At 72.2% G+C, this 16,013-nt stretch carries 12 protein-coding genes; 9 read left to right on the plus strand and 3 right to left on the minus strand.

The genetic code is table 11. The annotated features are described in order from the left end of the window. Window positions 1-66: 66 nt before the first annotated feature. Both JGR68_RS13170 and JGR68_RS13175 read left to right on the plus strand, forming a co-directional pair. A complete protein-coding gene (locus JGR68_RS13170) occupies window positions 67-648 on the plus strand; it encodes a manganese efflux pump MntP family protein (protein ID WP_199362474.1) in 582 nt (193 codons plus the stop codon). A 97-nt stretch (window positions 649-745) separates the two neighbouring features. Further along, on the plus strand, window positions 746-991 hold the full coding sequence (locus JGR68_RS13175; protein WP_199362475.1) for a hypothetical protein: 246 nt from the start codon (window positions 746-748) through the stop codon (window positions 989-991). A gap of 3 nt (window positions 992-994) precedes the next feature. Here the strand turns inward: JGR68_RS13175 and uvrD are convergent, their stop codons facing one another. From uvrD to JGR68_RS13190, 3 genes are all read right to left on the minus strand, one after another. Next, the gene (gene uvrD / locus JGR68_RS13180; RefSeq protein WP_199362476.1) at window positions 995-3,175 is read right to left on the minus strand and encodes a DNA helicase II; all 2,181 of its coding nucleotides are present in this window, start codon (window positions 3,173-3,175) and stop codon (window positions 995-997) included. A 40-nt stretch (window positions 3,176-3,215) separates the two neighbouring features. Continuing rightward, window positions 3,216-6,200 carry an EAL domain-containing protein gene (locus tag JGR68_RS13185; RefSeq protein ID WP_199362477.1) on the minus strand — a complete coding sequence of 995 codons (2,985 nt, stop codon included), beginning with the start codon at window positions 6,198-6,200 and terminating at the stop codon, window positions 3,216-3,218. Between the two features lie 93 nt (window positions 6,201-6,293). Then, entirely contained in the window at window positions 6,294-6,926 is a 633-nt protein-coding gene (locus JGR68_RS13190; RefSeq protein ID WP_199362664.1) for a TIGR00645 family protein, read from the minus strand. Window positions 6,927-7,050: 124 nt separating this feature from the next. Here JGR68_RS13190 and JGR68_RS13195 point away from each other — a divergent pair, with 124 nt between their 5' ends. The 7 genes from JGR68_RS13195 (at window position 7,051) to JGR68_RS13225 (ending at window position 15,990) form a co-directional block, all read left to right on the plus strand. Beyond that, on the plus strand, window positions 7,051-7,749 hold the full coding sequence (locus JGR68_RS13195) for a glutathione S-transferase N-terminal domain-containing protein (RefSeq protein WP_199362478.1): 699 nt from the start codon (window positions 7,051-7,053) through the stop codon (window positions 7,747-7,749). A gap of 129 nt (window positions 7,750-7,878) precedes the next feature. Next, window positions 7,879-10,134 carry a S9 family peptidase gene (locus JGR68_RS13200; RefSeq protein WP_199362479.1) on the plus strand — a complete coding sequence of 752 codons (2,256 nt, stop codon included), beginning with the start codon at window positions 7,879-7,881 and terminating at the stop codon, window positions 10,132-10,134. Between the two features lie 96 nt (window positions 10,135-10,230). After that, window positions 10,231-11,424, plus strand: a complete 1,194-nt coding sequence (locus JGR68_RS13205; protein ID WP_199362665.1) for a beta-ketoacyl-[acyl-carrier-protein] synthase family protein — start codon at window positions 10,231-10,233, stop codon at window positions 11,422-11,424. Then, entirely contained in the window at window positions 11,421-12,221 is an 801-nt protein-coding gene (locus JGR68_RS13210) for a beta-ketoacyl synthase chain length factor (protein WP_199362480.1), read from the plus strand. Before JGR68_RS13205 ends, JGR68_RS13210 begins: the two co-directional genes overlap by 4 nt. Then, window positions 12,214-13,053, plus strand: a complete 840-nt coding sequence (locus JGR68_RS13215) for a glycosyltransferase family 2 protein (protein ID WP_199362481.1) — start codon at window positions 12,214-12,216, stop codon at window positions 13,051-13,053. Before JGR68_RS13210 ends, JGR68_RS13215 begins: the two co-directional genes overlap by 8 nt. Further along, complete coding sequence (locus JGR68_RS13220; RefSeq protein ID WP_199362482.1) at window positions 13,053-14,666, plus strand: tryptophan 7-halogenase; 1,614 nt, start codon at window positions 13,053-13,055, stop codon at window positions 14,664-14,666. The genes JGR68_RS13215 and JGR68_RS13220 overlap by 1 nt, the downstream gene beginning before the upstream one ends. A 16-nt stretch (window positions 14,667-14,682) precedes the next feature. Continuing rightward, a complete protein-coding gene (locus JGR68_RS13225) occupies window positions 14,683-15,990 on the plus strand; it encodes a cation:proton antiporter (protein ID WP_199362483.1) in 1,308 nt (435 codons plus the stop codon). Window positions 15,991-16,013: the final 23 nt, after the last annotated feature.

Consider the following 16,013-nt stretch of genomic DNA (forward strand, 5'->3'; position numbering starts at 1 on the left):
GCAGGCGCAGCGCAGGACCAGGCGCGCCGGCGTGCCGCCGTCCGCGCGCCTGGCCCTGGAACCTGAATGCACCCGCTTTCCATCCTCATGCTCGGCATCGCGATGTCGACCGACGCCTTCGCCGCGGCCGTCGGCAAGGGCGCGGCCATGCGACGGCCGCAGCTGCGCGATGCACTGCGCGCCGGCCTGATCTTCGGCGCCATCGAAGCGGTGACGCCGGTGGTCGGCTGGGCGCTGGGCACCGCGGCCTCCGCCTACGTCACCGCCTGGGACCACTGGATCGCGTTCACCCTGCTGACCCTGCTCGGGCTGCGCATGATCCGGGCCGGCATCCGCGGCATGGCCGGCGCAGACGACGATGCCGCGGACGCGCCGGTCCGCCACGGCTTCTGGGCGCTGGCCGCCACCGGTTTCGCCACCAGCATCGACGCCATGGCGGTCGGCGTGGGCCTGGCCTTCCTCGACGTCAATATCCTGGCGGTCGCGGCCACCATCGGCCTGACCACCCTGGTGATGGTGACCGCAGGCATCCTGCTCGGCCGGGTGCTGGGCGCGATGGCGGGCCGGCGCGCGGAAATAGGCGGTGGCGTGCTGCTGATCGCGATCGGCGCCTTCATCCTGTTCGAGCACCTGGGCGGGATGGCGTGAGCAGGCGTGCTAACCCGGCGGGCGCCCGCGCGTTCACATCGCTCCCGCGCCGCGGGCGTCACCATCGACCGTCGCACCCACGACCCTCCGGAGCCTGATGTACGGACGCGAACGCCGCCGCGACACGCCGCTGGACCCCGGCGCCCTGCGCGACGGCCTGACCCCCGGGCAGCTGAAGGCGCTGCACACGCTGGAGCAGTTCAAGTGGACGCTCCGCTTCGTCCGCAGGCCGATGTTCCTCGAGCCGGTTCCGGTGGTCTTCGACCGCACCGGCGAACGCTGGGCGGTCCTCGAGCCGGACGGCTCGCTCAACGAATCGCCGGGCTTCAAACTGCGCGACTGAGCCTCAGGCGGGCTGCAGGCTGGCGTAGGCCATCACCAGCCATTTGCTGCCGGCCTCGTCGAAGTTCACCTGCACGCGTGCATGCGCGCCCGCGCCCTCGATGTCGGTCACCACGCCCGTGCCGAACCTGGCGTGGCTGACGCCCTGTCCCACCGCGATCCCCGGCGTCTCGTCGACCACGGCGTGGCCGTAGTCGCGGCGCGGCGCCTGCGCGTAACGCGGCCGCGACACCTGGACCTTGGGGCGCACCTCGTTGAGCAGCGCCGGCGGGATCTCGCGCAGGAAGCGCGACGGCATGCCGTACATGTCCTGGCCGTGCAGGCGCCGGGTTTCGGCGTGGCTCAGCACCAGCTTCTGCCGCGCGCGGGTGATCCCGACATAGGCCAGGCGCCGCTCCTCCTCCAGGCGCCCGCTCTCGTCGATCGAGCGCGCGTTGGGGAACAGGCCTTCCTCCAGGCCGGCCAGGAACACCAGCGGGAACTCGAGGCCCTTGGCGCTGTGCAGCGTCATCAGCTGCACCCCGTCCTCGCCGGCCTGGGCCTGACCTTCGCCCGCCTCGAGCGCGGCGTAGGCGAGGAAGGCGACCAGCTCGGTCAGCGCCGCCGCCTCGTCGTCGTCGCCACGGACGAAGCGCGAGGCCACCGACACCAGCTCGTCGAGGTTGTCGACGCGGGAATCCAGGCTGCCCTTGGACTCGCGCGCGTAGTGCTCCCTCAGGCCCGAGCGCTCGAGCACGTGGTCGATCTTGTCCTTGAGCGGCAGGTCGGCGAGTTCGCCGTCGATGGCATCGAGGAGTGCGTGGAAGGCCGCGAGCGCGTTGCGCGCGCGCCCGGCCAGCCCGCCGCCCTGCGCGCAGCGCTGCGAGGCCTCCCACAGCGACACGCCATCCTCGCGCGCGCGCATGCGCACCTCGTCGAGGGTGCGTCCGCCGATGCCACGCGTGGGCGTGTTGACCGCGCGCTCGAAGGCGGCATCGTCGGCGCGGTTGGCGACCAGCCGCAGGTAGGCGAGCGCATCCTTCACTTCCGCGCGTTCGAAGAAGCGTACGCCGCCGTAGACGCGGTATGGCAGCTGGGCCTCGAGCAGCTTCTCCTCGATGATCCGCGACTGGGCGTTGCTGCGGTAGAGCACGGCGCAGTCGCCGTGGCTGCCGCCGTCGCGCACCCACTCGCGGATGCGGCCGACGATGTAGTCGGCCTCGTCGATCTCGTTGTAGGCGGCGAACAGGTCGATCGGATCGCCTGCGCCGCTGTCGGTCCACAGCTTCTTGCCCAGGCGCCCCGGGTTGTGCGCGATCACCGCGTTGGCGGCGTCGAGGATCGCGGCGGTGGAGCGGTAGTTCTGCTCCAGGCGGATGGTGCGCGCGCCGGGGAAGTCCTGCAGGAAGCGCTGCACGTTCTCGACCTTCGCGCCGCGCCAGCCATAGATCGCCTGGTCGTCGTCGCCGACCACGAAGACCTGGCCCCCGTCGCCCGCCAGCAGGCGGATGAAGCCGTACTGGATGGCGTTGGTGTCCTGGAACTCGTCGACCATCAGGTGGGCGAAGCGCTGGCGGTAGTGCGCCAGCAGCGCCGGCGTGTCGCGCAGCAGTTCGTGCGCGCGCAGCAGGATCTCGGCGAAGTCGACCAGGCCGGCGCGGTCGCAGCGCTCCTGGTAAAGCGCATAGGCCTTCAGCATCACCGAGCCGAATTCGTCCTGGCCGTCCTGGATGTGGGCGGGCCGGCGGCCCTCGTCCTTCTGCGCGTTGATCCACCAGGCGATCTGGCGCGGCGGGAAGCGGGCCTCGTCGAGTTCCAGCTGCTGCACCACGCGCTTGACCAGGCGCAGCTGGTCGTCGGAATCGAGGATCTGGAAGCCTTCGGGCAGCTTCGCGTCCTGCCAGTGCAGGCGCAGCAGGCGGTGGGCCAGGCCGTGGAAGGTGCCGATCCACAGGCCGCGGGCACCGTTGCGCAGCAGGGCATCGGCGCGGTGGCGCATCTCGGCCGCCGCCTTGTTGGTGAAGGTGACCGCGAAGATGCCGTGCACCGGCACCCCGAAGACCTCGTTCAGCCAGGCGATGCGGTGGGTGAGGACCCGGGTCTTGCCGGAGCCGGCGCCGGCAAGCACGAGGTAGTGGCCTGGAGGCGCGGACACGGCCTCGCGCTGGGCATCGTTGAGCCCGTCGAGCAGGTGGGAAACATCCATCCGGGCATTCTACGGGAGGCCCGTCGCGTGCCCCGCGACGTCAGGTCGCCGGGCCCTCGCCAAGCTCGCGAAGCACCGCGTCGAAGGGGGCGGGCCGCGCCAGCAGGAAACCCTGGAACTCGTCGCAGCCGCGCGCGCGCAGCCACTCGTGCTGGTGCCAGGTTTCCACGCCCTCGGCGATGACGGCGAGCTCCAGGCCCTGGGCCATGCGCAGGATCGCGTCGCAGATCGCCTCGGTGTCGGGGTCGCGGCCCAGGTCGCGGACGAAGGACTGGTCGAGCTTGAGCCGTTCCACCGGAAGGTGCTTGAGATAGGCCAGGCTGGAATACCCGGTGCCGAAGTCGTCGACCGCCAACGACACGCCGAGCGCGCTCAGGGCCTCCATCACCCGCCGGGCGTCCACGGGACTCGCCAGCAGCACGCTCTCGGTCAATTCGAGCTCCAGCCGTCCGCGCGGCAGCCGGAATTCGGCCATGACCTGCGCGACGTCCTCCACCAGGTGCTGCTGGAACTGCAGCGCCGAGACGTTCACGCCCATCCGCAGCGCGCCCCAGCCGGCCTCGTCGAGCCTGCGCCAGCAGCGCACCGCTTCGCGCAGCACCCAGCGCCCCAGCGGCAGGATCAGGCCGGAATCCTCGCAGGCCGGCATGAACACGCCCGGCCCCAGCACCCCGCGCTCGGGGTGGCGCCAGCGCACCAGCGCCTCCATGCCGCAGGGCTTGCCTTCGGCGCCGTACTGCAGCTGGAACGCCAGCTCGAATTCCTCGCGTTGGAGTGCCTTGTGCAGCTCCTGCACCAGCAACAGCCGCTCGCCGGCATGCGAGTCGAACCCGCTGCAGTACGCGAGGCTGCGATTGCGGCCCAGGCGCTTGGCCTGGGCGCCCGCCTGGCTGGCCGCACGCAGGAGCGTCGTGCCGTCGTCGCCATCGCCCGGATGCAGGCTGTAGCCGATGCTGGGCGTGACGTGCAGCGAGATGCCGCTGACCTCGACCGGGCCGGCCACGGCGGCGCGCAGCGCGTCCACGCAGGGTCCGGCGACGGCCCCGGGCGCCAGTGGCAGCATCACGCCGAACTCGTCGCCGCCCAGGCGCGCGACCAGGGCCTGCGCCCCCGCCGCCGCTTCCAGCGTCCTGGCGACGGCGACCAGCAACTGGTCGCCGACGCCGTGCCCCAGGCTGTCGTTGACCAGCTGGAACCGGTCGAGATCGAGATGGCACACCGCCAGCGCTGCGCCGCCCTCCATCGCCTCGTCGATGGCGCGGATCAGGCAGTCGCGGTTCGCGAGCCCGGTCAGGGCGTCGTGGCTGGCCCGGAACGCCAGCTCCTCGGCCGCGCGCTTGCGCATCGTGACGTCGCCCACGATGCCCACGAAGTGACTGGCCTGGCCCTCGCGGTCGACCACCGGCGTCAGCCGGACCTCGAGGCAGCGTTCGTCGGCCGGGTTCCGACCATCCCTGACCTCGACCTGCACGTCCTCGCCACGCGCCATCGCGCGGGTGACCAGACGGCGCGCCCGCGGGTCGACGATGGCGTCGACAGCCTCCGCCCGCTCGCTGCCGTCCTGTCCGGTATCGACGCCGGTCAGCCGCGCGAATGCCTGGTTGCCGTAGACCAGCGAGCCACTCTCCGCCCCGAGGATGAACACGCCCTCTTCGGACGCCTCCACCGCGCGCCGCAGCAGCCGCAGGTCGGCTTCGGCCCGGACCCGGTCGGTCACGTCGAGCGCCAGCGCCAGACGCGCCGGCCGCTCGTCGAAGGCCACCAGGTCGCGCGCGAACACCAGTCCACTGAAGGTGGTGCCATCGCCGCGCCGCATGGTCCAGGTGCGATGGCCGTACGCCTGCGGGTGGGCAAGGATCTCCTGGCGGAGGTCCTCGCCCGTGCCGTCGACCAGCAGATCGCCGACCCCGATACCGAGCATGCTTTCGCGCTCACGGCGGAACTGGTGCAGCGCGGCGTCGTTGGTTTCCAGGATCGCCAGCGTCTCGCGGTCGTAGACGATCGCCGGCAGCGGATGCTGCTGGTAGAGGAAGCGGTACTGCGCTTCGGCGTCGCGCACGCGTTCGCGCAGGTGCCCGACGGCATCCTCGCTGGCGGCGATATCCCGGCGCATGCGCGCTTCGCGCCCCGCCGCGCGCCCGAGCATCGCCATGCCGCCCACCCAGGCGGCCAGCAGCGCCAGCACGCCGGCCGCGAGGGTGGCGACGAACGTCCACCAGCCGCCGTACATGGCTTCCGGGGTCATGCCGACGGTGGCCATGAGGGGGCGCCCGTCGATCCGGCGATAGCCGACGAACCGCTCCACGCCGTCAAGCAGGCTGCGGGCCCGCACCACGCCCTGCCGCGGGTCCGCCGAAGGGGCGAAGACCGGCGACCGTGCAACATCCAGGCCGGCGTGGCGCGTGCCCGAATCGGAGCGCGCGATCAGGATCGCGTCCAGGGTCAGCAGCGAAGCGACGCCCTGGGCGCCGACCTCGTGCACGCGCAGGATCTCGGTAAACGCGTCTGCATCGAGCTCCGCGCGCAGCCAGCGGCTGGCCTGGCCGGCCGCGTCCCAGTCGAAGGGCATCGCGAGCGGGATGACCCAGCGGCCCCGGGCATCGCGGCCCGGCGTGCCCAGGTACAGCCGGTAGCGCTCGGACGCATCGGGCGGCACGAATTCCGGCGCGACACGCTCCATCCGAAGCCCGTGCACATGCGGATGGCCGGACGCGATCCTGGCCACCTGCTCGCGCGCGAACACCGGCGCGACCCCGGGCGCAACGCTCTCGATGGCCTCCAGGCCATTGACCAGCCCGTGGAATGCGCGCTGGACACCGTCGATGCGCTGGCCGACCTCGCGCGCATGGCTGTCCACCAGGGCCTGGAGGTAGCGCTCGCCGGCCTCGCGGCGGACACGCAGGTCGTTCAGGGCGACCGCGACAGTGGCGAGCACGACGCACGCGATGAGCGTGCCGCCCAACCACCAGGCGCGCCGCTGGCGCGCGGAGCCGGCATCGCCTTCGCGCTGCCGGCGGCCACTCATCCGGGCTGTCCCGCGGGACCCGGTCCGCTCCTCGCCTGCCTCATGCATCCATCCTCACCCCGGCCGCGTCCACGCGGAGTGTTCCCCGGATCCTCAGTGTGCCACGTGCTCCCGCCGGCTGGCCGAGCCCGTCATCAGCTTGTCGGTCCAGGCGATGCCCATCGCCGACAGGATGAAGGCGAAGTGGATGATCGTCTGCCACAGCACACCCACTTCGGTGGCATTGGTGCAGGCCTTGCCCTTGACGCCGGCGGCCACGGCGGCCGCCGCGGCGGCGATGCCATCGGCCGAGGCGCAGTGCGGCAGCCCGCTGCCCAGCGTGCCCGCCTCGATGAAGGTCTTCAGCAGGTGGATCGAGGAAATGCCGATGATCGCCATCGCCAGCTTGACCTTGAGCACGCTGGCGTTGACGTGCGACAGCCACTCGGGCTGGTCCGGGTGGTCCTTCAGGCCCAGCCGCGAGACGAAGGTCTCGTAGCCGCCGACGATCACCATGACCAGCAGGTTGGAGATCATCACCACGTCGATCAGGCCGAGCACGATCAGCATGATGTCCTGCTCGCCAAGCGACGGCGTCAGCTGGATCAGGTGCAGGAGTTCCTTGCCGAACAGGAACACGTACACGCATTGTGCGGCGATCAGGCCCAGGTAGAGCGGCAGCTGCAGCCAGCGCGAGCTGAAGATGAGGGCGGGCAGCGGGCCCAGCCGCGGGGTGGGCGGTTGCAGGTTCGACACGGGAGTCCTTCGGGCGAAAAGCCGGCGAAGCGTAAAGGCCGCGGTGCGCCGCTGCCAAGCGGTTTTCCGCGCCCGGGCCGCCTAGACTCGGGTTCCCCACCCGAGGAGCCCCGCCATGATCGACCTCCACTACTGGCCCACCCCGAACGGCCACAAGGTGACGCTGCTGCTCGAGGAGGCCGGGCTCGACTACCGCATCCACCCGGTCGACATCGGCCAGGGCGACCAGTTCGCGCCGGCGTTCCTGGCGATCTCGCCGAACAACAAGATGCCGGCCATCGTCGACCATGCCCCGTCCGACGGCGGCGCGCCGCAGGCCGTGTTCGAGTCCGGGGCGATCCTGCTCTACCTGGCCGAAAAGACCGGGCGCTTCCTGCCGGCGGATCCGCGCGCGCGGATCGAGGTGCTGGAGTGGCTGTTCTGGCAGATGGCGGGACTGGGACCGATGACCGGACAGTACGGACACTTCAGCGTGTATGCGCCCGAGCCGGTTCCCTACGCCATCGACCGCTACACGAAGGAGGCGCTGCGCCTGCTCGGCGTGCTCGAGCGCCGCCTGGCGGGACGCGCGTTCATCGCCGGCGACTACTCGATCGCCGACATGGCGGCCTATCCCTGGATCAACGTCTACGACCGCGCCCCGCTGGACCTGGCGCCGTTCCCCGAGGTGCGGCGCTGGCAGGCGGCGATCGCCGCGCGCCCGGCGACGCAGCGCGCCTACGCGCTGTCGAAACAGGTCAATCCGGCGGCCGGCGCGCCGATGTCGGACGCGGAGAAGGCGGTGCTGTTCGGCCAGGGGGCAAAACGCGACTGACCGCCGCGGGGGCGCCGCCGGACGGGCGCGATCGGCGCGCCTGCCGCGCGGACCCGCCGGGCCGGCGCCCTGCGGGCCCGGACTGGCTCCGGCATCATGCGGTCCTCGATTCCCTCCGGACCGCGCCCCATGCGCCTGCTGCTGGCCACCGCCGTGATGACCCTGACGCTTTCCAACGCCCATGCCGCCCCGCCCGAGGGCCTCCGCAGCGAAGCCCTGACGCTGGAGGCGATCACCGGCGACGCCGCGCTCTCCGGTCCGACGCTGCTGAAGCCCAAGGTGGCGCCGGACGGCTCGCGCGTGACCTTCCTGCGCGGCAAGGACGCCGACCGCAACCGCCTGGACCTGTGGGCCTACGACGTGGCCAGTGGCGAGACCGCGCTGCTGGTCGACTCGGCCGTGGTCCTGCCCGGCGAGGAGGTGCTGAGCGACGAGGAGAAGGCGCGTCGCGAACGCCAGCGCATCGCCGCACTCTCGGGCATCGTCGACTACCACTGGGCGCCGGATTCGCGCCGGCTGCTGTTCCCGCTCGGCGGCGAACTCTACCTGTACGACCTCGCCCGGACCGGCCAGGACGCGGTGCGCAGGCTGACCCGCGGCGGCGGGTTCGCCACCGATCCCAAGGTGTCGCCCAAGGGCGGCTACGTGAGCTTCGTGCGCGGCCGCAACCTGTGGGTGGTCGACCTGGCCGGCGGCGACGAGATCCAGCTGACCCGCGACGGCGGCGGCGCGATCGCCAACGGCGTGGCCGAGTTCGTCGCGGACGAGGAAATGGCGCGCCACACCGGCTACTGGTGGGCGCCGGACGACTCGGCCATCGCCTATGCGCGCATCGACGAGTCGCCGGTGCCGGTGCAGAAGCGCTACGAGGTCTATCCCGACCGCACCGAGGTGGTCGAACAGCGCTATCCCGCCGCCGGCGACGCCAACGTGGGCATCGAACTGTACGTCGCGCGCCCGGCCACGCCCGCTGCCGCGCCGGTCCGCGTCGACCTGGGCGCCGAGACCGACATCTACCTCGCCCGCGTCGACTGGCGCGACCCGCAGCGCCTCACCTTCCAGCGCCAGTCGCGCCTGCAGCAGCGGCTGGACCTGGTCGAGGTCGAGCTGGCCAGCGGCCGCCAGCGCACCCTGCTGACCGAGACCTCGGACACCTGGGTGCCGCTGCACGACAACCTGCGCTTCCTGGCCGACGGCCGCTTCCTGTGGTCGAGCGAGCGCGACGGCTTCGAGCACCTCTACCTCGCCAGCGCCGATGGCGCTTCGCTCAGCCAGCTGACCCGCGGCGACTGGCCGGTGGACGCGCTGGAAGCGGTGGACGAGGCGCGCGGCCTGGCGTACTTCACCGCGGGGCGAGATTCGCCGACCCAGCGCGCGCTGTACGCGGTACCGCTGGCCGGCGGCGAGATCCGGCCGCTCACGGTCACCCCCGGCACGCACGCCATCACCTTCGCCGGCAACGCCAGCGTCTATGTCGACAGCTGGTCGAACACGCGCACGCCGCCGCAGCTGGAGCTCTACCGCGCCGACGGCACGCGGATCGCCGCGCTGGTCGGGAACGATCCGGCCGACCCGGAACATCCGTATGCGAAGTACCTGGGCGCGCACCTGCCAACGGAGTTCGGCACGCTCACCGCCGCCGACGGCACCACCCCGCTGCACTACAGCCTGATCCGCCCGGCCGGCTTCGATCCCGCACGGCGCCATCCGGTGGTGACCTACGTCTACGGCGGACCCGCCGCGCAGACGGTGCTCGACAGCTGGCCCGGCCGCGCCGATGCCTTCTTCAACCAGTACCTTGCCCAGCAGGGCTACGTGGTCTTCTCGCTCGACAACCGCGGCACGCCGCGGCGCGGGCGCGCGTTCGGCGGCGCGCTGTACGGGAAGCAGGGCACCGTGGAGGTCGCCGACCAGCGCAAGGGCGTCGCGTGGCTGCGCGCCCAGCCCTGGGTCGACGGCGACCGCATCGGCGTGCACGGCTGGTCGAACGGCGGCTACATGACCCTGATGCTGCTGGGCCAGGCACCGGACGACTTCCGCTGCGGGATCGCGGGCGCGCCGGTCGCCGACTGGGCGCTCTACGACACCCACTACACCGAGCGCTACATGGGTCTGCCGGCGGCCAACGTCGACGGCTATCGCGGCGCGAGCGTCTTCAGCCACCTCGACGGCATCCGCGACGACGCCCTGCTGCTGGTCCACGGCATGGCCGACGACAACGTGCTGTTCAGCAACGCCACCGCGCTGATGTCGCGGCTGCAGGCCAACGGCACGCGCTTCGGGCTGATGACCTATCCGGGCGCCAAGCACGGCCTGCGCGGCGCCGACGCGCTGCACCGCTACCGGCTGGCCGAGCGCTTCCTGTCGGAGTGCCTGGACGACTGATCCGGGCATCATCCGGGCCTCCCGGGGCCATCGCTATACTCGCCCCCTTTCCACCGCCGGACCGTCGCCTTGCCGTCACCGCAGTCGTTGCCGCCCATGCCGGCCCTGGCGATCACCGCCCACACCGCCACCACCGCGCTCGGCCGCGGACTGGCGGCCCAGGTCGAGGCGCTGCGCCACCGCCGCGGCGGCCTGCGGCCCAACGACTTCGGCCCCGATCCGCTGCCGGCGTGGATCGGCCGCGTGGACGGCCTCGAGGACGAAGCGCTGCCCTCCGAACTCGCCGACTGGGACTGCCGCAACAACCGGCTGGCCTGGATGGCGCTGCAGCAGGACGGGCTGATGGACGCCGTGGCCCGCGTGCGCGAGCGCCACGGCGCCGAACGCGTGGCGGTGGTGATCGGGACCTCGACGTCCAGCATCGGCGCCAGCGAAGAGGCGTATTCGCGGCTGGAGCCGGGCGCCGACGGCGACCCGCGCTTTCCCGCCGATCTCGCGCGCCCGATCGTGCACACGCCGCACTCGCTGGGCGATTTCGTCCAGGCCGCCACCGGCCTGCGCGGGCCCTGCGTGACCGTGGCCACGGCCTGCTCGTCGAGCGCCAAGGTGTTCGCGCAGGCGGCCCGCCTGGTCCAGGCCGGCCTGGTCGACGCGGCCCTGGTCGGCGGCGTCGACACCCTGTGCGGCAGCGTGCTGTTCGGCTTCAATTCGCTGGGCCTGGTCTCCGCGCAGCCGTGCCGCCCCTTCGACCGCGACCGCGACGGTCTGTCGCTGGGCGAGGCCGGCGGCTTCGCCCTGCTCGAGCGCGCGACGGACGGCGACGGTGGCCTGCAGCTGTGCGGCTACGGCGAATCCAGCGATGCGCACCACATGTCCGCGCCGCATCCCGAAGGCCTGGGTGCCACGCTGGCGATGCGTGACGCGCTTGCGCGCGCCGGCATCGCGCCGGCCGACGTCGGCTACCTCAACCTCCACGGCACGTCGACCCCGGCCAACGACGCGGTCGAGGGCGCGGCGGTCGCGGCCCTGTTCCCGGCGACGCTGCACGCCAGCTCGACCAAGGGCTGGACCGGGCACACGCTGGGCGCGGCGGGCATCGTGGAATCGGTGTTCGCACTGATCGCGCTCGAGCATGGCCTGCTGCCGGGCATCCTGCACAGCGAAACCCCCGACCCGGCCTGCGGGCCGCAGATCCGTTTCGACAATGCCGATGCCGACATCCGCTATGCGATGAACAACTCCTTCGGCTTCGGCGGCAACAACGCCTCCCTGGTCTTCGGCCGCGCATGAACACCCTCGCCGCCCGCATCGAAGGCATCGGTTTCTGGGCCCCGGGCCTGCCGTCGTGGGACGCCGCACGCGCCCACGTGCGCGAGGCCACCCCGCCCGGCGACACCGCCAGGCCTTCGCCGAAGCTGCTCGCGCCCAACGAGCGCCGGCGCGCGCCGCCGTCCGTGTCGGTGGCGCTCGAGGTTGCGCTGGCCGCATGCGAGGCCGCGGGCCGCGATCCCGCGGCGCTGCCCTCGGTGTTCGCCTCGACCCATGGCGACCTGGCGATCACCGACTACATGTGCGCGACGCTTGCCGACGACCCGCGCGCGATCTCGCCGACCAAGTTCCACAACTCCGTGCACAACGCCGCGGCCGGCTACTGGACAATCGGCGCCGGCTGCCTGCGCCCGGCGACCGCGCTCAGCGCGCACCGGGCCAGCTTCGCCCAGGGCCTGATCGAGGCGCTCGCGCAGCTGGCCTGCGGCGACGAGGCCGTGCTGCTGGCCGCCTACGACACCGAGGGCACCGGTCCGCTGGGCGCGATCTCCGAGAGCCACGGGCTGCTGGGCGGTGCGCTGGTGCTGGCCGCCTGCCCGGAATCGGGCCTGCGAGAGGCCGGCGACGGCGTCCTGCTGCGCGCCACCCTGGTCGACGCCGATGCCCCCACCCGGCACGGTCCGCTCGCGCGCCACGGCGCCGGCAACGCGATGGCGCCGATGCTGCCGCTGTTCGACGCCCTGGCCGGTCGCGGCGACCTCGCGCTGCTGCATGCCGGCCATGGCCGCACGCTGCGGGTGGAACTCGCGCATGGCTGAGCACGCGCCGCTGCGCCCCGAGGACGTCGCCCTGGTGATCCCGGCGCTGAACGAGTCGCTGCGCATCCGCGGCGTGGTCGAAGGCGCGCTGGCCCAGGTGCCGAACGTGATCGTGGTCGATGACGGCTCCGACGACGATACCGTCGCGCGGATCGCCGACCTGCCCGTGCGCGTGGTCCGGCACGCCCGGCGGATGGGCAAGGGCGCGGCGCTGCGCAGCGGCTTCGCCGAGGCCGAACGCCTGGGCGCGCGCGCCGTCGCCACCATGGACGGCGACGGCCAGCACGACGCCGCCGACATCCCGCGGCTGATCGCGGCGGCCAACCGGCATCCCGGCTGCGTGGTCATCGGCGCGCGGCTGCGCAAGCGCGCCGCGCAGCCGCCGCACCGCCGCCTGGGCAACGACTTCGGCGACTGGGGCATCAGCTGGGGCTGCGGCTTCCGCGTCGTCGACAGCCAGAGCGGGCAGCGCCTGTACCCGCGCGAGGTGTTCACCCTGCGCGACATCCCCGGCGAGGGCTTCGCGTTCGAGGCGCAGATGCTGATCTCCGCCGCCCGCGACGCCGGTGCGCGCGTGGTCGCGGTGCCGATTGAAACCCGCTATGCGGGCCACGCGCCCGGCCTCGAGTTCCGCAAGAGCCACTTCCGCCTGTTCCGCGACCTGTGGGCGATCACCTCGCACGTGGTCGGCCAGGTCCTGGGCCATGGCGACTTCATCGCGCAATACGCGCGCACCCGCGGCAACCCGCCGGTCATCGACGACGACCGCGACGGCCCGCTCGCCGTGGACACCGGGACGCATCTCGAACAGGCCAAGGGAGGCCACGGTTGATGGACAACGCGCAGCGCGTCGACGTGGCGATCCTCGGTGGCGGACTGGCGGGGCTGACCCTCGCCCTGCAGCTCCGCCAGGCGGATCCGGCCCTGGCCATCACGATCTTCGAGCGGCGCAGCCATCCGGCGCCCGAAGCCGCGTTCAAGGTCGGCGAATCCACGGTCGAGATCGGCGCGCACTACTTCTCCCACGTGCTGGGCCTGCGCGAGCACCTCGACCAGGAACAGATCCGCAAGTTCGGCTTCCGCTTCTTCTTCTCCGATGGCCGCGACGACATCGACCGCTGCACCGAGATCGGCGTCAGCCGGCTGCTGCCGACGCCGTCGTGGCAGATCGACCGCGGCCGCTTCGAAACCATGCTCGGCGAACGCGCGCGCGCCCAGGGCATCGATTTCCGCGATGGCGCGATGGTGCGCGGCGTCGAGCTCGCCGACGGCGATCGCGACCACTGCGTCACCTGGTCGCGGGGCGACGCGCAGGGCACGCTGGACGCCCGCTGGGTGGTCGATGCCAGCGGGCGCGCCGGCGTGCTCAAGCGCAAGCTCGGACTGGCCGAGGCCAACGAGCACGACGCCAATGCGGTCTGGTGGCGCGTGGAGGGCCTGGTCGATCCCAACGACTGGTCCGACGATGCCGCCTGGGTCGGCCGCTGCACGCCGCCCGACCGCTGGCGCTCGACCAACCACATGTGCGGCAAAGGCTACTGGTTCTGGCTGATCCCGCTGGCGTCCGGCGCGCACTCGCTGGGCATCGTCTGCGACGCGGTCCTGCACCCGCTCGACACCATGGACAGCCATGACAAGGCCATGGACTGGCTGCGCCGGCACCAGCCGCGCGTGGCCGCGTCGCTCGAGGGCCACGCGGTCATGGACTTCCGCTTCCTGCGCCACTTCTCCCACGGCTGCCGCCAGGTGTTCGGCGACCGCTGGGCGCTGACCGGCGAGGCGGGGCTGTTCCTCGACCCGTTCTACTCGCCGGGCAGCGACTTCATCGCGATCTCCAACACCTACATCACCGACCTGGTGCTGCGCGACCGCGCCGGCACCCAGTTCGCGCCGCATGCCGCGCTGTACGAGCAGCTCTACGTCTCGTTCTACGCCAACACCATGACGCTGTACCAGGACCAGTACGCGCTGTTCGGCGACGAACAGGTCATGCCGGTCAAGGTGATCTGGGACTACACCTTCTACTGGGCGCTGCTGGCGCCGGTGTACTTCGCCGGGCGCATCGCCGACATCGCCATGTACGGACGGCTGCGCGGGCTGCTCGAGCGCGGCAGCGCGCTCAACGCCGGCATGCAGTCCCTGCTGCGCGAGTGGGGCGTGCGCAACGACGCGCAGGCCACCGCCCCGGCGTCGGGCCGCGTGCTCGACCAGTACGGCATCGACTGGTTCCACGAGCTCAACCGCCAGCTGCGCGACGAGGCCGACGACGCCGCGTTCGACGCGCGGATCGCCGCCAACGTGGCGCGGATGGACGCGCTGGCCGCGGAGATCCTCGGCCGCGCACGCGACGTGCATCCCGAGATCGGCGACCACGGCCTCGACGCGCTGCTGGCCGGCGACGCGCCGCCGCCTTCGCTCGACGCCGTCTGGTACGCCGCCGCCTGACCTGCCTGGAATCCCGATGCAACACAGCCCCCTGCTGCTGCAGCTCGTCATCATCCTCGCCACTGCCCGGGCCTGCGGGCTGCTGCTGCGCTACGTCGGCCAGCCGCCGGTGATCGGCGAGATGGCCGCGGGCATCATCCTCGGCCCGATCGTGTTCGGGGCCTGGTTCCCCGGGTTCCACGCCGCGGTGTTCGCGCCGGCTTCGCTGCCCGGGCTGGCTTCGCTGGCCGAACTCGGGCTGGTGCTCTTCATGTTCATCGTCGGCGTCGAGCTGCGCGCACCCAACGGCGTGCGTGCGCAGCTGAAATCGGCCGGCCTGGTGGGCGTGGCCAGCGTGCTGGTGCCGATGGGCCTGGGCTTCGCGGTGTCGCCGCTGCTGCACCCGTACGCGCCCGAAGGCGTGGCGCTGGCGCCGTTCGGACTGTTCATGGCGGCGGCGATGTCGATCACCGCCTTCCCGATCCTGGCGCGCATCCTCAAGGAACGCGCCATGACGCATACGCCGCTGGGGCGGCTGGCGCTGAGCGGCGCGGCGATCGCCGACGTGCTGGCCTGGATCATGCTGGCCCTGGTGGTGGCGCTGGTCGGCGCCGGCACCGGCTACGGTGGCTTCGTGCGCGCGACCGCGGGGCTGGCGCTGCTGGCGGTCGTGGTGTTCGTCGTGCTGCGCCCGCTCTATGGCTGGCTGCTGTGCCGCTTCGCCGCCGACGGGGTGCCGTCGCTGATGGTGCTGGCGGCGCTGCTGATCGGCGCCTTCGCCTGTTCCGCGGTCACCGAGTGGCTGGGCGTGCACGCGGTGTTCGGCGCCTTCCTGTTCGGCGCCTGCCTGCCGCGCGACGACCGCCTGCTGAAGTCGCTGATCGAGCGCGTGGAGTTCCTGGCCATCGTGGTGCTGATGCCGATCTTCTTCGCGCTGGCTGGCCTGAGCACGACGCGCGACGCCTTCGCCGGCGCGGCGCTGGGCGCAATGGCGCTGATCCTGGTCGTTGCCGTGGTCGGCAAGGTCCTGGGCGGTGCGATCGGCGCACGGCTCTCGGGCCACGGCTGGCGCGAAAGCTTCGCCGTGGGCTCGCTGATGAACGCGCGCGCGCTGATGGAGCTGATCGTGATGAAGGTCGGCCTGGACGCCGGCATCATCGGGCCGGACCTGTTCACCATGCTGCTGGTGATGGCGATCCTGACCACCGTGATGACCGGGCCGCTGCTGACGCTGTGCCTGGGCCGGCGCGCCCCCGGGGTCATCCCCGGACCGGCGACGGACGCGGTGCCCTCCCAGGCGTCGGGCGCGGTAGCCGCCGAGGCGCCCGCGCCCGATCGCAGCTGAGGCCGGTCGGCGTCCGCGCCGGA

Source organism: Luteimonas sp. MC1750 (assembly GCF_016615955.1).
Taxonomy (GTDB): domain Bacteria; phylum Pseudomonadota; class Gammaproteobacteria; order Xanthomonadales; family Xanthomonadaceae; genus Luteimonas.